Origin of the sequence: Staphylococcus condimenti, from assembly GCF_001618885.1 — a bacterium.
Classification (GTDB): domain Bacteria; phylum Bacillota; class Bacilli; order Staphylococcales; family Staphylococcaceae; genus Staphylococcus; species Staphylococcus condimenti.
The window spans coordinates 2,059,323-2,081,648 of the sequence record NZ_CP015114.1; the positions used below are offsets into that span (position 1 = coordinate 2,059,323).

The 22,326-nt window shown below is 35.4% G+C and carries 22 protein-coding genes and 1 riboswitch; of the genes, 11 read left to right on the forward strand and 11 right to left on the reverse strand.

Features of this window, described 5'->3' with window-relative positions; translation table 11 throughout:
- Positions 1–66 precede the first annotated feature (66 nt).
- The 5 genes from A4G25_RS09815 to A4G25_RS09835 are packed head-to-tail and all read right to left on the reverse strand — an operon-like array spanning position 67 to position 3,771.
- On the reverse strand, positions 67–1,119 hold the full coding sequence (locus A4G25_RS09815) for a ThiF family adenylyltransferase (protein ID WP_047132524.1): 1,053 nt from the start codon (positions 1,117–1,119) through the stop codon (positions 67–69).
- Entirely contained in the window at positions 1,116–1,883 is a 768-nt protein-coding gene (locus A4G25_RS09820; protein ID WP_015901320.1) for a thiazole synthase, read from the reverse strand. Before A4G25_RS09820 ends, A4G25_RS09815 begins: the two co-directional genes overlap by 4 nt.
- 1 nt (position 1,884) lies before the next feature.
- Positions 1,885–2,085, reverse strand: a complete 201-nt coding sequence (thiS, locus tag A4G25_RS09825) for a sulfur carrier protein ThiS (protein WP_047132523.1) — start codon at positions 2,083–2,085, stop codon at positions 1,885–1,887.
- Positions 2,069–3,196, reverse strand: a complete 1,128-nt coding sequence (gene thiO / locus A4G25_RS09830) for a glycine oxidase ThiO (protein WP_047132522.1) — start codon at positions 3,194–3,196, stop codon at positions 2,069–2,071. The genes thiS and thiO overlap by 17 nt, the downstream gene beginning before the upstream one ends.
- Positions 3,197–3,198: 2 nt before the next feature.
- The gene (locus A4G25_RS09835) at positions 3,199–3,771 is read right to left on the reverse strand and encodes a thiamine phosphate synthase (protein ID WP_047132521.1); all 573 of its coding nucleotides are present in this window, start codon (positions 3,769–3,771) and stop codon (positions 3,199–3,201) included.
- Between the two features lie 68 nt (positions 3,772–3,839).
- Positions 3,840–3,950: riboswitch (TPP riboswitch) on the reverse strand.
- A 282-nt stretch (positions 3,951–4,232) separates the two neighbouring features.
- Here A4G25_RS09835 and A4G25_RS09840 point away from each other — a divergent pair.
- The gene (locus A4G25_RS09840) at positions 4,233–5,078 is read left to right on the forward strand and encodes a trypsin-like serine peptidase (RefSeq protein WP_052766767.1); all 846 of its coding nucleotides are present in this window, start codon (positions 4,233–4,235) and stop codon (positions 5,076–5,078) included.
- 297 nt (positions 5,079–5,375) lie between these two features.
- Here A4G25_RS09840 and panD read toward each other — a convergent pair whose 3' ends face one another.
- The 3 genes from panD to panB are packed head-to-tail and all read right to left on the reverse strand — an operon-like array spanning position 5,376 to position 7,421.
- The gene (gene panD / locus A4G25_RS09845) at positions 5,376–5,759 is read right to left on the reverse strand and encodes an aspartate 1-decarboxylase (protein WP_047132520.1); all 384 of its coding nucleotides are present in this window, start codon (positions 5,757–5,759) and stop codon (positions 5,376–5,378) included.
- Positions 5,752–6,612: a pantoate--beta-alanine ligase gene (gene panC, locus A4G25_RS09850; protein WP_047132519.1), complete on the reverse strand. Its 861-nt coding sequence runs from the start codon at positions 6,610–6,612 to the stop codon at positions 5,752–5,754. Before panC ends, panD begins: the two co-directional genes overlap by 8 nt.
- Positions 6,612–7,421, reverse strand: a complete 810-nt coding sequence (panB, locus tag A4G25_RS09855; protein WP_047132518.1) for a 3-methyl-2-oxobutanoate hydroxymethyltransferase — start codon at positions 7,419–7,421, stop codon at positions 6,612–6,614. The genes panC and panB overlap by 1 nt, the downstream gene beginning before the upstream one ends.
- 67 nt (positions 7,422–7,488) lie before the next feature.
- Between panB and A4G25_RS09860 the strand changes: the two genes are divergently transcribed.
- The 6 genes from A4G25_RS09860 (at position 7,489) to A4G25_RS09885 (ending at position 13,935) form a co-directional block, all read left to right on the forward strand.
- A complete protein-coding gene (locus tag A4G25_RS09860) occupies positions 7,489–8,370 on the forward strand; it encodes an oxidoreductase (protein ID WP_047132517.1) in 882 nt (293 codons plus the stop codon).
- Between the two features lie 250 nt (positions 8,371–8,620).
- Positions 8,621–9,055, forward strand: a complete 435-nt coding sequence (locus A4G25_RS09865; protein WP_047132516.1) for a hypothetical protein — start codon at positions 8,621–8,623, stop codon at positions 9,053–9,055.
- A gap of 78 nt (positions 9,056–9,133) precedes the next feature.
- Positions 9,134–9,655 carry a DUF3106 domain-containing protein gene (locus tag A4G25_RS09870; RefSeq protein WP_047132515.1) on the forward strand — a complete coding sequence of 174 codons (522 nt, stop codon included), beginning with the start codon at positions 9,134–9,136 and terminating at the stop codon, positions 9,653–9,655.
- A gap of 192 nt (positions 9,656–9,847) precedes the next feature.
- Entirely contained in the window at positions 9,848–11,005 is a 1,158-nt protein-coding gene (nagA, locus tag A4G25_RS09875; protein WP_047132514.1) for an N-acetylglucosamine-6-phosphate deacetylase, read from the forward strand.
- Positions 11,006–11,312: 307 nt separating this feature from the next.
- Positions 11,313–13,154: a purple acid phosphatase family protein gene (locus A4G25_RS09880; protein ID WP_371093617.1), complete on the forward strand. Its 1,842-nt coding sequence runs from the start codon at positions 11,313–11,315 to the stop codon at positions 13,152–13,154.
- Between the two features lie 76 nt (positions 13,155–13,230).
- Complete coding sequence (locus A4G25_RS09885; RefSeq protein WP_047132512.1) at positions 13,231–13,935, forward strand: hypothetical protein; 705 nt, start codon at positions 13,231–13,233, stop codon at positions 13,933–13,935.
- A gap of 48 nt (positions 13,936–13,983) precedes the next feature.
- Here the strand turns inward: A4G25_RS09885 and A4G25_RS09890 are convergent, their stop codons facing one another.
- Entirely contained in the window at positions 13,984–14,919 is a 936-nt protein-coding gene (locus A4G25_RS09890; protein ID WP_047132511.1) for an NAD-dependent epimerase/dehydratase family protein, read from the reverse strand.
- Positions 14,920–15,206: 287 nt separating this feature from the next.
- Here A4G25_RS09890 and A4G25_RS09895 point away from each other — a divergent pair, with 287 nt between their 5' ends.
- Positions 15,207–15,944 carry a MerR family transcriptional regulator gene (locus tag A4G25_RS09895; RefSeq protein ID WP_047132510.1) on the forward strand — a complete coding sequence of 246 codons (738 nt, stop codon included), beginning with the start codon at positions 15,207–15,209 and terminating at the stop codon, positions 15,942–15,944.
- Between the two features lie 45 nt (positions 15,945–15,989).
- On the opposite strand, the gene A4G25_RS09900 is transcribed toward A4G25_RS09895, so the two are convergent.
- On the reverse strand, positions 15,990–17,234 hold the full coding sequence (locus A4G25_RS09900; RefSeq protein WP_047132509.1) for a Zn-dependent hydrolase: 1,245 nt from the start codon (positions 17,232–17,234) through the stop codon (positions 15,990–15,992).
- A 293-nt stretch (positions 17,235–17,527) separates the two neighbouring features.
- On the opposite strand from A4G25_RS09900, the gene A4G25_RS09905 reads away from it, so the two are divergent.
- Both A4G25_RS09905 and A4G25_RS09910 read left to right on the forward strand, forming a co-directional pair.
- Positions 17,528–18,742 carry a CynX/NimT family MFS transporter gene (locus A4G25_RS09905; RefSeq protein ID WP_047132508.1) on the forward strand — a complete coding sequence of 405 codons (1,215 nt, stop codon included), beginning with the start codon at positions 17,528–17,530 and terminating at the stop codon, positions 18,740–18,742.
- A gap of 137 nt (positions 18,743–18,879) precedes the next feature.
- Positions 18,880–19,257 carry an iron chaperone gene (locus tag A4G25_RS09910; protein WP_047132507.1) on the forward strand — a complete coding sequence of 126 codons (378 nt, stop codon included), beginning with the start codon at positions 18,880–18,882 and terminating at the stop codon, positions 19,255–19,257.
- A 51-nt stretch (positions 19,258–19,308) separates the two neighbouring features.
- Here the strand turns inward: A4G25_RS09910 and A4G25_RS09915 are convergent, their stop codons facing one another.
- Positions 19,309–20,652: a PepSY-associated TM helix domain-containing protein gene (locus A4G25_RS09915; RefSeq protein ID WP_047132506.1), complete on the reverse strand. Its 1,344-nt coding sequence runs from the start codon at positions 20,650–20,652 to the stop codon at positions 19,309–19,311.
- A 377-nt stretch (positions 20,653–21,029) separates the two neighbouring features.
- Here A4G25_RS09915 and A4G25_RS09920 point away from each other — a divergent pair, with 377 nt between their 5' ends.
- Positions 21,030–22,100, forward strand: a complete 1,071-nt coding sequence (locus A4G25_RS09920) for a PTS sugar transporter subunit IIC (protein WP_047132505.1) — start codon at positions 21,030–21,032, stop codon at positions 22,098–22,100.
- The last annotated feature ends 226 nt before the right edge of the window (positions 22,101–22,326 follow it).

Here is a 22,326-nt window from a genome sequence, read left to right on the forward strand (position 1 = left end):
GATTAATTTGGTATATTTAAATAAAAGAAAAAAGGAAATTTTTGTTATCATCAATCTTATTAATTCCTATTTCATGGATTTTGATAATTGTTGATATAAGTTTTCTGCATAAGTGTCACTCTCTATTCCATGTATATTCATACGCCCGTCTTTAAACAACGTCGCTGAATGTCCCTCAATATTCATCAATTTTACAAAGGCATTGGATTTTAAAATGTTCCCAGGGAAAAGAGCTGCATTTTCAAAATATTGAGGTTTGAAACGAAACACATAAGTATCACCGCAACTGCCTTCTACCCATTTAGGTTGCGCAATGCCAAGACGTTCATATTCCCCGTTACCGCATACGGGACAATTAGCGTTTCGTAGATGACTGACATTGATACTTTGTTGTTTTATATTAAAAGGCTCAACCGTTATCAATTTCCCTGAAAATCCTTTGCCTGATAAATACCGCATGACTTCAGCAATTTGATAACTCACAACTTGCATGATAACAGGAGGTATGACACCATTAATTGCGCAACTTTCTGCAGTTTCAGGTGTTTCCTGCATTAAACAACGTAAACAAGGGCCTGTGAAATCTATTGCATAAATTGAGCCTTTGCCTCCGACAGCAGCACCGTAGACCCATGGCAAATTGAGTTTATGACACACTTCGTTAAATAAGAAGCGTATTGCAAAGTAATCCATTCCATCTAGAAGGATATCGGGTGAAGCTTCTTTTATCATATCTTCAATATTCGTAGGTGTGATTTCTTGATAAAGAGGATGGATTTCAACACTTGAATTAATCTGCGTTAGTTTTTCTGCAAGTGCATAAACTTTCGGATGCATTTCCATTGCGTCATTTTCATCATAGAGTGCTTGACGATGTAGATTAGATATTTCTACGATATCCATATCTACAATGGTTAATTTTCCAACACCCATGCGCACTAATTGTTCTGCTAAATGACTGCCTAACGCACCAGCACCCATCACCATGATATGTGCATTTTCTAGAGCTTTTTGTCCCTCGTTGCCGAAAGGAGTATAACGAGTTTGGCGACTGAAGCGCTCATCTGAGTGTATGTTATGATTGGAATCTTTCTCAGAATGATGCGTGTTATCTATCATAGGAAGCCAAGTCCTTCACTAGGGCTAGAAGCTTGTGCAGTATATTTCACTGGTATACGACCAGCTTCATAACTTAATCTTCCAGCTTCGATACCTAATTTCATCGCTTCAGCCATTTTAACCGGATCTTTTGCACGTGATACTGCAGAATTTAATAATACCGCGTCTGCACCGAGTTCCATTGCTTCAGCAGCATCTTTTGCAGAACCGATTCCCGCATCTACTATGATTGGGACATTTGCGTTTTTGACAATATAACTAAGGTTCAATGGGTTATTAATACCGCGTCCAGTTCCAATCGGAGAAGCTAAAGGCATCACAGCATGTACACCTAATTCTTCTAAACGTTTTGCTAAAACAACATCTTCAGCAATATATGGACAAACGATATAGCCACGTTCTAATAAGATTTCACAAGCTTCGTATGTTGCGATTGGATCAGGTAGTAACGTTTCATCATCGCCAATAATTTCAACTTTAATCATATCGCATACACCTGCATGCTTTGCAATTTCAGCAATACGGATTGCTTCATCTACTGTTTTTGCACCAGCAGTGTTAGGGAATGTTACAAAATCTTTTAAATTCACGTTTGCTAATGGGTTCGGTAAATTTTTATCATATAAATTCATGCGTCGTACTGCGAAAGTTAAGACATCTGTACCAGAAGCTTCAATCGCTTTTGTTTGAATTTCTTCATTATCAAATTTACCAGTTCCTAATAATAATCTTGATTCCATTTCATATGGTCCTATTTTTAACATCTTATCCGCCTCCAACAAATTCTAATAGTTCTAGTCGATCATCTTCGCGTACGATTTGGTCTTTGAAATCGTCACGTTGAATTAAATTTTGATTATGTTCTGCTATGACACGTTTTGGATCTAACTCTAATGATTCCAAAATGTTTTGGATACTGAGTTCTTCATCAAACGTAAATGGATCGCCATTAATGATGCACTTCATAAGATTCCCTCCCCAATTTAAAAGGTGCTAATTCTTCTGGTCGCTCACCTGTTTTCAACCATTCTGCCATCAGTTCTCCGATAATCGGTGACAGTAAAATGCCATTACGATAATGACCCGTGATTACCCAAAGACCAGGTTTTGTTTCATCCATAATTGGTTGTTCGCCTTGTGTCCAGGGGCGTACGCCTGACCAATATTTTAATTCGCGGCTGCTCGCAAGTTCTGGAACACGTTCAATCGCTTCTCGCAATAACCACTCTTTGCCTTCAACACTGACACCAACAGAATAATCATCAAAGTAACTAGTAGCACCGATTAAAAAACGGTTTGGCGGTTTTGGTACGATATAGCACCCGTTAGTCATAAACAGTGTTTGTTTTAAATCTAAATCGTCATTTTCTACTAATAAGACTTCGCCTTTGACACCACTGACTCTTTCTTGTATTTCAGAATCATGCGCTAAAAATCCTGCCCAAGCTCCTGCAGCTACAACTACTTTTTCTGCTTTTAATTCAGTCGTTTTGTTTTTATTTTTAATTGATACAATATAATGATGATTTTCTCGTTCTATATTTTCTACATTTGTATGATTAAAGCGCGTTACTGAATCATCTGATGTCAGTGAAGTGTGCAAGGCTTTTGTATAATGATTCGCATTAATTTGATGATCATGAGGCACATACATCATTGCTTCAGAACTTTTAACCAGGTAATGTGTCAATTCGCCTAAGTCTGTATTATTTAAACATTGAACATCGTTATCATGTTGATGCAAAAATTCGTATTGTTGATGCAAATCGTCTACGTCTCTCTCATTTGTCGCAATCTTGATAAGTCCATTTTGTTGGTACTGGATATCGATACCAGTTTCTTTTTTTAAAGTTATACTTAAAGCGTTGAATTTTTCTCGTGATTTTAGAGCAAGTCGGAATAAAGGACTGTCTTCTTTAAATTCATTCTGTGCACCCAACATACCTCCTGCTTTATAAGAAGCATGCTGTCCTTCAATATCACGATCGATTAATGCAATTTGCATACCGCTATCTTTTAAATGACGAGCTATCGACATTCCAATTACGCCTGCACCAACTATAATTAAATCAAACATTTTTACTCAGCCTCCTTTGCTGAACGAATGGTCTCTAAATCCTGTTCTCTGAAATACGAAATCGCAGCAATGCCTGAAAATCCTTTTGGCACAAGACTTAATGTGTCTGCATTTATGCCACCTAATGCAACAACTGGAATATTGACATTTAATACTGACTCGATTTCAGAGTTTGTCCTTGGTGTTTTTCCTGGTTTAGATTTTGTTTGGAAAAGGTGACCGAACAAGATATAGTCCAAGTTGTGCGCCTCAGCTGCTTGCGCACTTTGGCTGTTATGTGTCGACATACTGACGCAAATATCAGGGTTTGCTGTTTTAAAGTTGTACGCACGTTCATCTCCTTCACGAAAATGAATGGCATTCAAATCTAGTTTTTGTAGAGTGTCGGTATCAGTATGGATTGTAATTTTGTCTTTAGGAAAACCTGCTTGCATTAAATTTTTTATGAGATTTATTAATTCTTTTGGTTCCATAGGTGTTCTGAAAATTAATGTATCAATCACTGATTCAATTTCTATATAGTGTATTAAATCTTGTTGGGTTAATACGCGATATGGCGTTATCGCAACATACATATTAAATACCTTCTTCGATTTAGCCACAAAAAAAGCGCTGCTTCCATATAGGAAAACAGCGCATCAAAAAGTGCAATACGCCACTTTCCTACGCCAGTATAAACTGGATCAGGTTCCAAGAATTTTCTCATCCCTATGAGAATCTCAGCCTGTATGAACAGGCACTTCCAGTGGACTTATTGTTATTTTTCTTTGTTAAGCAATGCGAGAAAGTGCACTAACAAATCGTGTAGCGAGGTATTAATGCAATATTTTCATAATCTTAAACCGCATCACCATTACTTTACAAAATCATCATAAAGGAAGTAGGGCGAAAAAGCAACAGGTAAAGTAAAGAGAGTTTATCAGTATAATTTAAATTCAGAAATAGATTGTATTATCTTTCTTTTAAAAGTAAAATGTATTTAGCATTCAATGCAACACAATTCATTATTAAATTAATAATAAGGGGCAAATTAAAGATGAAAGTTAAAAGTTTTAAAGTAGGAATGGCAGCAGTTTGTGCTATTGTAGGCTTTTCTTTTTCAGGTATGAGCGGAGAAGAAGCACATGCGGCTGGGGACTATTACTATAATGGAATGGCAAGTAATAATGAGGCAACAGCTTATCCGAAAGCTAAAAAAATCTCAAATAGTGTCTTAGACATTCATCATATTTCAAATACAATGAATACGAAATATAAAGCAGTTGGAAGAGTAAGTAATAAAGATGGTTGGAAAGGTTTAGGAAAAGACAGTATGGGAACGGGCACAGTCATCGGCAACTATACTTTCGTTACTAATGCACATGTAATTGATAATGCGAAAGGTTCTGCAGCTAATCCAAAATATATTTCATTCGATATGGCAAGAGATGGATCTAAACGTCCTTATACTTTTCATGCTACAAAAGTCGTGAAAGTACCAAATGCAGATGTCGCTTTGGTGTATACGAAAGAAAAAATGTCTAAATATGCAACACCATTAAAATTAGCTTCAAATTCACAGATTAATGGTCTGAAATATAACACGAAGTTATATTCTGTAGGTTATCCTTGGCAAAATGGCGACAATACAAAGACGCATTGGAGCAGTTACCGCTTCATCCAAAAATCTTCAAACGGTACTGAATTACAAACGAAAGATAAATTCCGTGCAGGTGCGTCAGGTTCACCAATGGTCAACGGCAATTATCAAATCTTCGGTTTACGTACGTATGGCTACAACATATGGGCAAATTCAACAACAAATTACGCCAAAGCAGAAATGGCTGGCGGCGAAGCAATGAATGGTGCCACAGGCAACTTCGTTCGTACACATATTAAATAATAGAATTCAAAAAAGCCTTTGCTGAAAATCTATAGCAAAGGCTTTTTGTTAGAAACGATATATACTTTTATCGTTTCGACGATAGAAGCTGCATCGTTGTGCGGTTTGCATATTGGTTGAACCATCGCAGCAAAGACGACGATAACCACCAATAATACCAAAAAGAACCCCTTACTACGCCAATAGTAAGGGGTTTGGTATGCCATAATGTTGTTGTATTTATTATATTTTACTTACCTTCTTCAATGCACAAGTACATAAATATAACTATAGATAATATAAAATGGTCATCCTTAATTACAACACAACTGTATTTTCCTTTTCGTGAATCATTTCAACGATTTCATTCTTCTCATTCATTACAGCTACTTTAGGTGCATGATTTGCAATTTCAGTTTCATTTAATTGTGCATATGTCATAATGATGACAACATCATCCACTTCAACAAGGCGTGAAGCAGCACCATTCAAACAAATTTTACCGCTTCCGCGTTCTCCTTTAATCACATACGTCTCAAAACGTGCACCATTATTGTTATTAACAATCGCTACTTTTTCATTCGGTAAAATATCTACCGCATCCAAAATATCTGCATCTATTGTAATACTGCCCACGTAATTCAAGTTTGATTCAGTCACACGTGCGCGGTGAATCTTAGCATTCATCATTGTTCTAATCAATTTCTTCATCTCCGATTATAAGATTATCTATCAAGCGTGCTTTAGAAAATTTAACTGCGAGCGAGATGAAAATACGACCTTTGATGTGATGCTGCTCGACTAATTCAGGATAACTGTAAACGGCAACTTCATCAACATGACCGCTTGTATGCGATTCTAAATAAGCAGTGACCGCTTCCACAATTATTTTACTCTCTCTTTCGCCTTCACGATAGAGTTTTTCAGCCAGTTTCAAACTTTTTTGCAAAGCAGGTGCTTCTTGGCGTTCTTGCTCTGTCAAATACACATTGCGCGAACTTTTAGCTAAACCATCGTCTTCACGTACAATATCTTGACCCACAATCGCAATAGGATGATTGAAATCTTGAACCATTTTTTCGACAATCGCAAGTTGCTGGGCATCTTTTTTACCAAAGTAAGCACGGTCAGGCTGTACGATATTAAAAAGCTTATTTACAACAGTGACAACACCATTGAAATGAATAGGGCGTTGCGCTCCTTCTAAAACTTCAGCCAATCTGCCGACTTTTAATGCTACTCCGATTTCATCAGGGTACATCGCTTCTACGCTTGGATGAAAGACATAATCGACACCAGCAGATTCAGCGGCTTTTGTATCTTTTTCAATATCACGCGGATAAGCATCATAATCTTCGCCAGGTGCGAATTGAAGCGGGTTTACAAATACACTCGCCACAGTCACATCATTCTCTTTAACCGAACGACGCATCATTGTTAAGTGGCCATCATGCAATGCACCCATAGTAGGAACAAACCCGATAGATTTGCCGTCATATTTAAAATCACGAGCAAGACGCTGCATATCTTGAATACTTGTAATTACCTCAGTCATTAATCTAATTCCTCCAAGATTTGTTTCTTATACGTATAAGCTTCTGAAGGGAAGATACCTTCACGTACTTCTTTATGATATTGATGTAAAGCCTCAACACCATTTGAAAAATCACCATATTGCTTCACAAACTTCGCACGATGTTCTTGACCGTAATTCAACATATCATGATAGACCAATACTTGTCCGTCTGTATCTTTGCCTGCACCGATTCCGATAACAGGAATATCTAAGCGTTCAGAAATTAACGCAGCTAAATCACTCGGTACCGCTTCTAATACCAACATCACAGCACCCGCTTCTTGGACTGCTTCAGCATCTGAAATCAACTGTTTTGCTGCTTCTTTTGTAGAACCTTGCATCTTATATCCCATAATGCCGACACTTTGAGGTGTTAAGCCTAAATGAGACACAACAGGAATACCCATTGCTGCTGCTTTCGTAATAAAACTGATTAAATGTGCACCTTCAGCTTTAACTGCATTAGCTTTTGTTTCTTGATATAAACGCAGCGCATTTTCTAAGTCTTTTTCATCGCTGATACCCACAGTACCAATCGGTAAATCGACGACTACGAAGGTATTTGGAGCACCGCGACGTACTGCTTTTCCATGATGAATCATATCGTTTAAAGTGACTTGTACAGTACTATCATAACCAAGTACGGTCATACCTAAAGAGTCGCCTACTAAAATAGTATCAATTTCAGCAGCTTCTGCTTGTTTAGCACTTGGATAATCGTATGCTGTCACCATTGTTATTTTTTCGTTATTCTTCTTCATATCAAATAAATTGCTTAATTGTTTCATTTCATCATATCCTTTATTTAATATAACGATATAATAACACAAATAAGGAAATTTCGAGGTGATTTAAGTGGATCTACAATATGGAATTATTGGACCAGGCGCAGTCGGTACTACAATTGCTTATGAACTTTTGCGTAATTTCAATTCAAATCAAGTACATCTGTTTGGGAGAAAAGAGGGGGAAGTCCTTTATCAACAACGTGATACAAAAGAAGAAGCAGTTATTGAGACTGAAACATTAGCACGATTCAATGACACATTAGACGTACTCTTTATAGCGGTTAAAACACATCAATTGGATCGTGTAATTGAACAAATGGAACATGTGATTGATGATGATACCGTGATTATTTTGGCACAAAACGGTCATGGTCAAATTGAAAAAATTGACCATCCTCATGTATATCAAGCGGTTGTTTATATCAGCGGGCAAAAAACAGATGAGGGTGTTGTACATTTCAGAGATCGCATTTTGCAGCTGCAAGAAGATGAATATACTGCTGAACTCGTTGAGCAATTAGCAGATACGCGTTTGGAGTTTCAACTTCAATCATATATCGAAACGTATATTTGGTATAAGCTGCTCGTCAACCTTGGTATTAATTCAGTAACTGCAGCGGGAAGACAAACTGCTTCGGTTTTAAAAGTGCCAGAAATCCGCAATTTATGTCGTAATTTATTAGAAGAAGGACAAAGAATAGCAGAAGCAGTAGGTATTGTGTTACCAGAAACAATTGTAGAAGATATTATGAAAATATATGCAGGGTATCCAGATGATATGGGAACGAGTATGTATTATGACATTATCAATGGTGCGCCTTTAGAGGTGGATGCAATTCAAGGATTTATATATCGGACAGGACAATCTTTGGATCTTTATACACCTTATTTAGAAACCATCTACAGCATTTTAGCAGCGTCTGAGAATGGAAAAATAAATCAGAAATAAGGTGAGATTTTGCTCGCAATTTCTCTGTGAATTTTGTATAATATTATTATTTTAATTTTATTGTAAAAGATAAAAAGATTGTGGTAAGTGAAAGATGATGAAAGGTGGTTGAAAAACGATGAGTAAGGTAGAACGTAAGTTGATTTTAAAATTGAATATGAATTGCGTGATACCTTCTTAGTATTTTAACCATCCTAATTTTGCAGGCACTTCACAAAGTATAAAACACCTTAAGAAAGAAGGAAACAACATGAGTGCACAACAAAATAGTCATCAAAGCAGCGCGCAAAATTCAGCAATCATCACAAGATTAGATCATTTAGAATTAAGAATGACACATTTGGAAGAAAATAAGGATACGAATTATCGTCTTTTGAGTACAAAAATTAACAGTTTTGAAAAAGAAAATGAAAAAGAACACAAACGTCTGCATGAAAAAATAGATGCTATTGACGAAAAAATAGAGAAATTAGATGCAAAGATAGACAATAAAATAGAAAGTCTAGATTCAAAGATTGATAATCTAGAATCGAAAATGAACAAAAAAATAGATAATCTTGAATCGAAAATAAACAATAAATTTGATGAATTTAAGAAAGACTTGAAGTGGGAATTAGGTTTAGGTGCTACTATCGTGACAGCTACTATAGCTCTCATTAACGTAGTCCAACATTTCTTATCTTAATGTAAAGGCAAAATCGCATACTCAACTGTAGGTAAAATGCTTAACGTTCACAATGACATTAAGAAAGAAGGAAACAACATGAACACACACCCAAACAATCAACAAAGTAACACGCAACATTCAATCATTATTAAAAGATTAGATCGATTGGAAACAGATTTTCAAAATTTTAAAGAGGCTAGAGAAAACAATGTTTGTATGTTAAATCAAAGTATTGATGGATTCAAAGAAACAAACAGCAAAGAGCATCAACAGATATATAAAACGATAGATGAATTCAAGGAAGCTAACAGCAAAGAGCATCAGCAAATATATAAAACAATAGATGAATTCAAGGAAACAAACTCTAAGGAACATCAAATGATACACGAGCGTATCGATGAGTTTAAAGCATTAAACAGCAAAGAACATCAAATGATATTCAAATGTATAGATGATGTAAAAGAAAGTGTTAATGATGTAAAAGAAAGTGTCAATGACGTAAAAGACAGCTTCAAGGATTTGAGAAGAGACTTAACTTTGATGCTCTCTATAGCAGTAGGTTTTACTGGAATTTTTTCGACAGTGATAGGTATAGTGCAATATTTATTGATTAAATAAGCATTGTTGGTAGCTGAGCAGAAAATAAAAAGGTATATTGGTTAAAGATTAAAATAACAAATGAGATGAGCAGGGGCTGAAAATGCTTCTGTTTTTTCATTATTATCATTACATAAGTTGTCTTTTAAAAAATCTTTATAAAATATATGGTAAAATACGGATGACTATACATTACGCAAAAGAGGGAAAACAATGACAGAATTTGTAGTGGCTAATGGCCATATTTATACAGAAGATGGAGTAATAGATCAAGGGTACATCAGAGTTGCGAATGGAAAAATTGCTGAAGTAGGTTCAGGGGATTATAACGGTGACTTACAAGTTATTGATGCTGAGGGTAAAAATATTTTGCCTGGTTTTATTGATATTCATATTCATGGCGGTTATGGAGAAGATGCGATGGATGCATCTTTTGACGGGATGAAACATTTATCTGAGTCATTATTATCTGAAGGGACAACAACATATTTAGCGACCACAATGACACAATCTGTGGAAAACATTGACCGTGCTTTGGAAAATGTTGTGGAATATATGAAGTTTCAAGACAAAGAAAATGCTGCTGAGGTAGCGGGGGTTCATTTAGAAGGGCCTTTTATTTCAGAACATAAAGTAGGTGCACAAAATCCAAAATATGTACAAAGACCTACTATCGATGCGATTCAACATTTCCAAGCAGTTGCACAAGGTAATATTAAAGTCATGACTTTTGCGCCAGAAGTAGAAGGTGCAAAAGAAGCTTTAGAAGCACTCAGTGATAATATTATTTTTTCAATCGGGCATACTGTTGCGACATATGATGAAGTGAATGAAGCTGTCGCACATGGTGCTAAACATGCAACACATTTATATAATGCAGGAACACCGTTTGAACATCGTGCGCCGGGCGTTTTTGGTGCAGTATGGACGAATGATGAGATTAATGCAGAAGCAATTGTAGATGGTATACATTCACATCCTGCTGCAATTAAGACAGCGTTCAGAATGAAAGGCAATCAGCATTTCTACTTGATTACAGATGCAATGCGTGCTAAAGGAATGCCAGATGGAGAGTATGATTTAGGCGGACAAAATGTTACTGTTAAAGGATCAGAAGCACGTTTAGCTTCTGGCGCACTTGCAGGCAGTATTTTAAAAATGAACGATGGCGTGCGTAATTTAATAGCATTCACAGAGTCATCTTTAGAAGAAGTATGGCGTGCGACAAGTTTAAATCAAGCGATTGCTTTAGATATTGATAATAAAAAAGGCAGTATTCAAGTTGGTAAAGATGCTGATTTAGTTATTGTCGATGATAATATTAATGTCTCAACAACAATTAAAAATGGCACGATTCATGCATTTGAATAAATGAAGTGCCAATAGCTCTCGTATTGTTAAAATACGGGAGTTTTTATTTTGGGTTCATGTAATCCTTAAAATACTATGTATAGTATTTTATTACGTTGATTAAACAAAACAATATAATTATTGTTGGTTTATATGATTCTCATGAATAATTCTTACAGTCCTAACATTAAATTAATAATTTCTTAAAACTTGGTTGCTACAATTTAGGTGAAAGGGAGTCAACGACCATAATTAACTGTTTTAAGGTTTCTATTTTTAAGGTTGAATGCTTCCCTTATTAAATCATATCTATTTTGGAGGTAGGGCATTGAAGAATATCAAGATGACTAAAATTGTAGCGGGCAGTATGGCAAGTTTAATGTTGTTATTAGCAGCAGGGACACCGCAAAATGCAGAAGCGGATACAAATAATCAAGCTGCATCCCAACAAACACAGCAAAATGATCAATCACAACAAGCAACAAATAAAGATGGTATCAAATTGATGAAAGAAAAACCTGAAGTTGCACCGATTCCTAAAAAGAACACACCTAATAGAATCATTACAAACTTCAACGGTAATCCTCAAAAAGAAATGGGATTCAACTGGTATACGACTGATAAAGCAGAAAAACCTCAAGTATGGGTTTCAACTTCTAAAGATATGAAAGATGCTAAGACTTTTGAAGCCAAAGCAAAACAAGTGGACTCTCAATACATAGAAAGAGACAAAACAGGACACTTTATTTTTGCAGATGTAGAGAAAAATGATGAAGGTGAACCTGTTAAAGATAAGAATGGTAAAGAAAAAATCAATGGTTATTATACGGATGAAAATGTAAGTGGTCCTGAATGGACAAGTGGAGATCAGCACGGTAAAGCTTCTTTGAAAAATGAAAAAGAATATGTTTACAAAGCACAAGCTAAAGACTTAAAACCTAATACACAATACTACTATAAAGTAGGAAGCAAAAATGGTGAACAAAGCCAAGTGGGACAATTTAAAACAGGCGGCAGCGAAAAAGATCCATTTAAATTCGTACAATATACGGATACACAAAATGCTTACTGGAACGAACACGTGAGAAATGAAGCACAATTTGGTGCAAATACAATTGCAGAAGCAATTAAAACAGCAGGTAATCCAGACTTTGCATTGCATACAGGGGACTTTGTAGAGAATTCACAAACGGAAGATGAATGGAATGATATTTACGATAAATCTCGTCCATCATTTATGTCTTTACCTATTGCAGCTGCAGCAGGTAACCACGATGAGTATCCATTCAATGAAGATGACAAAAAGCTATTAGATCGATTCAACCGCCACGTTAATGTGCCTAAAGCAAACAATGCAGTCAATGGCGGTTCATACTATTCATTTGATTACAATAATGCACATATGGTAGTTGCTAATACAAACGACAATAAGAAAAGTAAAGATAACCCAGATGAAAAAGCAATCGGTAAAGAACAAATGAAATGGATTAAAGAGGACATTAAAAAAGCACGTAAAAATGGTTCTAAATGGATTATTTTAAACTTGCATAAACCAATGTACTCTAAGTCTTACCATGCATTGACTGATGAAGATATTAAAAAAGTGCGTAAAGAATTAACAAAAGAAATTGATGATTTAGATGTTGATTTAGTATTACAAGGTCATGACCACGTATTAGCACGTACTAAAGTATTACAACATACTTCTACTAAGAACAGCTTTGTAAATGCGAAGATTGAAGATGCGAAACAAGTGACAGGTAAAGATGGCGTTAAATATTATGACAACCCTAAAGGTTCAGTATACGTATTACCGAACACAGGCGGTACAAAAGCATATGATGATATTTACAGCCGTTCATTAGATCACATTAAGAAAATTCAACCAGATTTAAAATGGTTAACTGAAGAACAACGTAAAGAATACAACAATTTATTTGCAATAGGTGAACAACCTCAAAAAACAGCAGCGTTTAACGACAGTCATGAAAACAATCGTGATTCTTCAGATCAAAACTTCTCAGTATACGAAGTTAAAGGCAACAAATTGATTGTGAAGATTTATCAACTACGCGGAGATATCAGCAAAGGTGAACCAAGATCTGTTAAATTGATTGACCAATTCGGTATTACAAAAGATGACAATAAAAAAGATGGAAATAAAAAATAAGCAGGTTTAACAAAGAAAAGGAACTCGTCGATTGAAAGTGACGAGTTCTGATTCTTTATACATAGGAGGCAATAGCGTGAAACGATTCTTAACATATTCAGCAGCAGTCGCAAGTTTGAGTTTGCTTTTAACAGGATGCAGCAGTAATGAAGGTAAGAAAACAAGCGATGCACATGCACAGACAGAACAGCAACATTCAAAAGAAGCCTCAACTTCAAAAGACATTAAAATCAATAAAGAAAAATTATCTGATCAAGAACGTGAAAATATGAAAAAAGAAGTATTAGATTGGGCAGATAAGCGTGCAAAACAAAAAGGATTAGCAGTTTCAAACCGCTATTTCGGAGCGGGAGAGATTTCTAACGGAGATTGGTATGCGATGACACCAAAAGGTGAGATGCAAGTCAGTAATCAAGGATCACCTGGACCTAAAGCATTTGACCGTCATAATTTAGTGGGTGTTGTGATGTATAAATCAAAAGATGGCACAACTGGATTTGATTCTAAAGCTAAGGACTTAACGAATATTGAAAGTTATCAAAATGTAGCAGATTTGAATCAACCTGTTACGAAATATTTATTTGCAGATGACGGTAATGTTTATGAGTATACTTTTAAACCGGATGAAAAAGTAACTTTATCGTCAGGTTTTGCGCCTAAAGACCACAATGATAAAGATCCTAATTTGAAACCAGATCATGCTTTCAGCTTAAGTGAAGATGAATCAGCGGATGAAACAATGCAACATCTAGTGAAGCAGTATGGAAGTCAAAAGAAGTAAAATTAAAATGCGAAAACCCAGGTTCTAAGCCTGGGTTTTTCTGTGTCTTCAGTCTTGATTGTATTTCAGATATTCCGCAATACCTTTCATCACATCATATTCAGGAGTGAAGCCTAAGTCTTTTAGTGGCGTAACATCTGAATAAGAATGTTTTATATCTCCTGCACGTGCTTCTTTGAAACTATATGGTACTTCGTATCCGAAGTAATCTGCGAATGCATTGAAAACAGTAATTAGGTCAGTTTGATTACCTGTTCCGGCATTATAGACTTTTCCATTTGTCTCTTCATCTTGAATCACAATCCAGATGGCTTGTAATAAATCTTTGATATAAATAAAATCGCGTGTTTGTTTTCCATCTCCGAAGAAGGTAAAAGGTGCTTTATTTAAGAATTTTTGATTTATTATAGATAATACGCCAGAGTAATCTGATTCTGGGTTTTGACGCGGACCATATACATTAAAGAAACGTAGTGCGACAGTCGGAAGTCCGTATAAGGAATGATAAATTTTTGAATATTGTTCACCTGCAAATTTTTGGACTGCATAAGGTGATAAAGGATTGACATTTGAACCTTCCACTGACTTCGGCAAATCTGGCAAATCTCCATAAATTGCAGCTGATGAAGCAAAGAAGAATTTTTTTAAATGATCATTATATTGACGGTTGGCTTCTAATAAGTGGATTGTAGAATCAATGTTATCCGCATTTGATTCTACAGGTTTTTCAACCGTTTCAACGACACTGACCATCGCAGCCATATGGAACACGTAATCAAATTGATGTGTTTTAACTAATTCTGTTATCAATTCGAAGTTTTTAACATTCTCATGATAAAAATGAGTTTCATCTATGAAAGGAATATTCTCTCTTTTTCCGGTAGATAAGTTGTCTATAATAAACACTTCGTGCCCTTCATTATGACACTTTTCGGCAATATGAGAGCCTATAAAACCGGAACCCCCTGTAATCAATACTTTCATATAAGTAACCATCCTTTATGAATTATTATCTGAAAAATATGTATTTGAATAAAGTTTAGCATTATAGCTAGGTTTATAAAAGTTATTATTTTGATAAGATTATTAAGATAATATTAAGAAGTAAGTAGAATAGTTAAAAGGCTCAGACTGCGCGGGGTCTTAAAAGTAAAAAAAGATTTAAATACTGTTTGCTTGTGACGCGGGGTCATATTGTAATGTGAAATTGAGGAAGAAAGTGATTCAATGATAATAAGCAAATTTAAAGAGAATTGAGGTGGGTTGAAAATATGGTATATACAACAGGTGAGTTAGCTAAAATGTGCAATGTTTCTGTGAGGACAGTTCAATATTATGATCAAAAGGGTTTGTTGAAACCAGACAGCGTTGAAAATAACCGACGATATTTTAGTGACAAGGCTAAGATAAGGTTAGAAATCATTAACGTGTTGAAAGAAATGGATTGTTCTTTAAAAGAGATTAAAGTTCTTTTGGAAGAAGCGGATTCCATAAAAACGTTGAAGTTTTTGCTTAAACAAAAAGAAGAATCCTTGGAGATACAATTGGCAAAGCAACAGGAAAAGCTCAAACAGATTCAAAACTTGAATCATGTAATCGGTCAAAAAAGTGAAGAACCGCTTTCTAACGTCCTCAAATTCAATGATATTTCAGAAGGAATGATTGAAATGAGACACTTCAGACGTAATATTATGATTTCAGCAGGCTTCGTAGGTATCGTACAATATGGCAGTATTGCAGCTTCAATCATCAAACATGACTTTAAACCGATTGGTATTACTGCTCCGTTTTTATTGGCTTATGCAGCAGGGGTAAGTTGGATATATTATAAAAATGTCAGCTATGTATGTCCAAATTGCCAACATACTTTTAAACCAACTTTCACTCAAGTGATGTTAGCAAACCATACATTTAAAACACGTAAATTTAAGTGCCCGAATTGTGGTGAAACGCATTATTGTGTAGAGGTTTTAGACAATGAAAATTTGAATGAACTTGAACAATTATAGCCAATAGCAAAAGGTCTGCCTTGATAATTGAGGCAGACCTTTTAATTATAAAGCTGTATCTTTTTTAGCAAGTTCTATAGTAGTTCCGATTAAAGTATTGACACCTTTTTCTATTTCAGAAACCTCGACAGATTCTTTCGGCGAGTGGCTGATACCGTCTTTACAAGGAATGAAGATCATACTTGTAGGACAAATGAGTGCCATATTCATCGCATCATGACCTGCGCCGCTGAACATAAACCGATATGAATATCCAAGTCCTTCGCAAACATCTTCTGTAATATCAGCGATTTCTGGATTGAGGTTCACAGGTGTGTCTGAACCTAAGTCTTCTAATTCAACTTTGATATCTCGACGTTCTGTAATTGTTTCAATCGCTTTTTCAATTTCAGAAGCGACTTTTTCTCTTGAGTCAGATTCTTTTCCGCGTACATCAATCAACATTTTTACTTCACCTGGAATGGCATTCATCATGTTAGGGAAGGGTTGGATATAACCTACAGTTGCGACAATACCTTCTTGATGATGTGCTTGTGCAATGCTTTCGACTTTCAATGCGATTTCTGATGCTGCAGTTAAAGCGTCTTTTCTCATCGGCATAGGTGTAGAACCAGAATGACTTGTTTCACCGATTAATTTTAATTTATAACGGTGAGGAGCAGCAATGTGCGTTACGATACCGATATCTTTATGCTTGTTTTGCAGTATCGGACCTTGTTCAATATGCAGTTCAAGGTATGCTTTTAAATCACCTTTATGATAAATGTCGGAATCTGACGGCATACTTTGTTTTAAAGTATCTACTAAATGAAAAAGTGTTTTACCTCTATCATCTGTTAATTTTTTCATATCATCTTTAGTAAGATCACCGATTAAATACTTACTGCCGAGTGTTGATTTATTAAAACGTGATGATTCTTCACATGTAAATGCGACGATTTCAATAGGGTGGTCTGTTTCAATTTGATGTTCGTTTAAATGTTGTACGACTTGAAGAGCTGCAACTACACCTAATAACCCATCGTAGCGTCCGCCATCTTTAACAGTGTCGATATGAGAACCTAACATTACAGGCGGGAGTGAGTTGTCCTTTCCTTTACGACGTGCAATCACGTTGCCGAAGTAATCAAAGTGTACTTCTAGACCTGCTTCTTGGCACAACATTGAAAATTTTAATGCAGCAAGTCTTTCTGCGTGGCGGAATGCTATACGGTTAATCCCTCCAGTTTCTTCATCATAACCGTAATTGTTGAAAATATCTAAGTGATGCATGACTGTATTTATATTCATAATATCCCCCTTGTTTAAAAAATAATATGGAAAATGTACGCACACTTTCCATTTTTTAGAGAATCGACTAGTATTTATTATGTTATCGTTTACATCTATTTTACCATACAAAAAATGTTTAGTTCTTCAAAAATACTGAAAATTAATGAAATTGACAGAGAACTATCTTGAAATAATATGATTGCCCCCTTAAAATTGAATTAATGTTAAGTAGAGGCTGCAGACTGATATATCCGGTTTGCATGCCTCTCAACTTTTTTGAAAACAAAATGATGTGGAAAGGAAGCATTTAAATGTCATCGAATACACCGTTTCAACCTAGACGCATAAAAGATAGCTGGGTTCTAGTTATTGCAATTGTTTTAGTTGCATCCACTTTGCGTGCACCATTGACAGCAGTAGGGCCAGTTATTGATCAAATTAAAGAAGCGCTTCATATTTCGAATAGTGTAGCAGGTATTCTAACTACGATTCCGTTGATTATTTTCGGTATCATATCGCCGATAGTTTCGAAGATTACTGCTAAATTAACAATGTCACGTACTGTTTTTATGGCAATTATTATTATTTTAATCGCATTGATTGTTCGAATTTTAGGAGGCTTCAACGTTTTTATAGCCGGCACTATTTTATTAGGTATTGGTATTGCGCTTAACAATGTAGTATTGCCGAGTTATGTGAAATGGAAATTTCCATTGCAAGTCGGAGTTATGACAGGACTATATAGCGGAACAATGAATTTTACAGCCGGCTTAGGAGGAGGTATGAGTTTCCCTCTATCTGAAATAGGCGGTTTTCGCTTATCGCTTGCTTTTTGGGTGATTTTTGGAATGGTTGCCTTAATACTTTGGCTGCCGCAGATGAAAAGCGGTTTTAAAGCTGAAAAAGAAATGCTTGAAGATATAGAGCAGAAAGAACGTAAGAAATATCATGTTTCACGTTCGAAACTAGCTTGGTCGATTGCTTTGATGATGGGATTTCAGTCTATGATTTTCTATACATTTGTAGCTTGGGTGCCTTCGATTTTGGTAGACAGAGGGGTTGACCAGTCAAATGCCGGTTATTTATTGATGCTGAATCAATTTGCTCAAGTACCGATGACTTTCTTATTCCCGATTCTTGCTTCTAAAATGAAGAATCAAAAATTATTAATTACGATTGTCTCTGCGCTTTTCATTATTGGATTCGCATTATTCTTTACACAGTCATTCACATTATTAATCATCGGAATGATTTTAGCAGGATTCGGTATGGGTTCTGGTTTTAGTTTATGTATGACATTCTTTTCTATTCGTGCAAGAACAAGTGATGGAAGTATTGCATTATCAGGCTTTGGGCAGTCTGTAGGCTATTTTGTGGCAGCAATTGGACCTTTCTTTGTCGGAGTGTTGCATGACGTAACAGGAGGATGGGTTTCAGGCATTATAGCACTTATAGTAATGGGAATTTTATTTTATATCTTTGGTTTAGCTTCATCACATGGTGAAGTAGAAGATGATTTAGCTTAGTACATTTTAAAATGATTGAGAACTAATGATTAGAAATGTTGCATCTTTATTTCTTGATTGAAATGCATATAAAAATAATAGCTTCACTTTTAATACTTCGGATATACTTAAAGTAAGAAACTGAAGGGGTGAAAATAATGGGTTATTTTAATGAGTACTTAAATACAATTGAACAACCAGAACATAGGCAGAAGATGGAACATATCTTTGATTGGATAGACATAACATTTCCAGAGTTAGAAAAAGTTATCAAATGGAATCAACCAATGTATACGCACCATGGAACTTATATTATCGGTTTTAGTAAAGCTAAAGCACATATGTCAGTGAATCCTGAAGCGGCTGGGATGAAACCATTTGTTGATCGTTTTGAAGAAGACGGTTATACGTATACGGAAAATTTATTCAGAATTAAATGGTCTGACGAAGTAGATTATGAATTATTGAAAGATATCATTGAATATAATTTAAAAGATAAAGCTGAAACTACAACGTTTTGGAGAAATTATAAATGAAAAAAGGCTGGTACAGTGCATGTTAAATGCAAACTGTATCAGCCTTAAAATTTAATTCAGTTTTGCTTTTCGTCTATCTTTCCAATAAAGCAATGCTTCTATGATAAAGACAATAATAAGGGAGAAGCCGAATAGCGGCATTAAAATACCTAAAATGACAAGTGTGATGATCAAGCCGATAGACATCGGTCTTTTAATACGTCTTGGTAAAGGTTGAGGTGTTTTCATACGTCCTAAACGTTTGAACCAAGATATAAATCCAAAGATAATACCGCCTAAGAAGGCAATACATACTAATAGATTAATGATTTTGTTTGCGATACCGAATAGATGTCCTTCGTGAAGCGGTATCCCCCAAGTCAACCACTTAGCTAAAATGCCGTAATCTTGGTAATTGACTTGTCCTAACTTTTTGCCTGTATATTGATCCATATACATTGTTGTTTCTTTATAAGGTGATACATCAAAGCCAGTAACACCGCTGTTGCTTGCGCGTGATAATGTGAATGAGCCATCTGCGCTTGTTGGATAAACGATAGCGTAAGGTCGTTTTAAACCTTCTTTTTGCGCATCAGCTACTACTTTATCTAATGACAATTGTCCAGGTGAGTGGGTCATCGGCATTGCCATACCGCCGTGATGTCCGCCGCCGCTTGAATCAGGGGCTTGTTTCTTTTTCATTGCCCAAGGGATTTCATTTTCTTCTGATTTAGGAGGATTAGCAGCAATTTGTGTTTGTCCTAAAGCAGGATAAGCAGTTGCGATTTTATTGATTTTATCCCCCATAAATCCTGACCAAGGCAGTCCTGTAAAAACAAGAACCAACATTGGAACAGCAATGATAATACCTACGATTGAATGCCATTTCTGGAAACGCAAGTTACGACTGTTTTGTGTTAACAAACGTTTGCGGAACATCATATAAATACCTGAAAGTATCATAAATACTGTCCAACAGGCAGTCAGTTCATCAAGGTAATTGATAACTGTGTTTTCTGTAGATAAAGAGCTATGTATACTTCTTGTCATATTTGAGTAAGTATATTTAGCGTTTTGTTGTGCAACAATCTGATTATGATTATCTAAGAAGATATAGTACGAATTACCATCCATATCGCCGATTGTAATTCGGTTATTGTAAGGTGCTTCCATCATACTGACTTTGTTAATCATATATCCAGGGTGATCTTTTTCTATTTGCTTGATTGCATCATTTAATGATTGTTGTTGTTTGTGCTCACTTTGTCCGTAGAATTCGTGTTTATAAAGATGATTCTCAACTTCTGGAAAGAAGAGATATGCGATTCCGGATAATGTGAGAGTGATGAGAAGCGGCGTTATGAAGATGGCCGCATAGAAGTGTAGTCTTTGAAGCGGATTAAATATATTTTTCATGTATTGTTACCTCTTATCTATTTATATAGGAACCATTACGATTTGTGTAAATGCTACATTTTATTATTACAGATTTACAAATAAATAAAAGGACAATTAATCGTCATATTTTGAAAATTTTATGTCGGTAGTGTGACAATTTGGAATTGATATTAAGTGGTCGTTATATTTTATGTGTTTTGACTTTTAAAAATAGTAATTCTAGGAATGCGAAGAAAAATCTAGCCTTCTTTTTCATAAAAATACTAAAATTGCACATTTCCTACTATTTAACTCGAATTTGATATTGACTTTATAATCAATTCAATCTATTATCAGAATATTACAAAAATAAATTCGTACAAAATTTATAATACAACTTAGGAGGCGAAATTATTATGTCAAACACACTTACTAAACCAGGAACTAAAGTTACACCAAAGACATTTTTATTCAACGTATTGAATGGAGTGGCTATTGCGATTATTGCTGGATTGATTCCGAATGCAATTTTAGGTGAAATTTTGAAAGCTTTAAAACCACATCATCCTATTTTCGGAGAATTGTTATTGATTACAACATCAATTCAATTTGGAGTGCCGTTATTAGTAGGTGCGCTTGTTGCACATCGATTTAATTTCTCTCCTTTAGGAATTTCGGTCGTAGCAGGATCTTCTTTTATAGGAAGTGGGGCAGCCGTGTTCAAAAATGGAACATGGGTAGTTACAGGTATCGGTGATTTGATTAATACAATGCTTGCAGCAGCACTGGCTTCGTTACTTATTTTGCTTATCGGAGAACGTTTCGGTAGTTTGAATTTAATTATTTTACCGACATTTGTAGCGGTGTTTACAGGTTTTGTTACTTTACATACTTTGCCTTACGTTAAACTCGTGACAACAGGTATTGGCCAAATGATTAATACTTTTACAGAAATGCAACCTATTTTAATGTGTGTATTAATCTCACTCGTTTATAGTATTATCATTATTTCACCAATCTCAACGGTTGCTACCTCAATGGCTATCGGTATCAGCGGTCTCGCAGCAGGTTCAGCTTCTATAGGTATTACGTCTGCTGAAGCAGTATTAGTATTTGGAACATGGGGAGTCAATCGTCTCGGTGTGCCGCTTACTATCTTTTTAGGTGGTGTAAAAATGATGTTACCGAATATGGTACGTTATCCGATTATGTTATTACCGATTACAACAACAGCTGCAATTTCAGGGTTTGTGGCAAGTTTTATTGGGATAGGCGGAACAAAAGAATCTGCAGGGTTCGGTATCATTGGTTTAGTTGGTCCTATCAATGCATTTAGATTCTTAGAGGGTGACAACTTTATGATGAAAATCATACTTGTTGCTATTGCTTTCTTTGTTGTACCATTTATCGTTGCATTTGTTACACAATTCATATACATGCGTGTACTTAAAATCTATAAAAAAGACATCTATAATTTCTTAGGATAGATTGAAAATAAAGAACAGACAGATAATCTTGATACGTTTCAAAGTATGCAGAGAAAGTATGAATGTATTAAAAAAACTTATCGAGTTATCTGTTGTCTGTTCTTTATTTATGGATGATAAAAATTAAGTTTAAGTATTAAAATAAAGGCGCAAAACTAATTTGAGATAGTTATGTATTTAGCTGGAACTATTAAATAGGAAGAAAGGGTGTAAAATTTGTACAAAA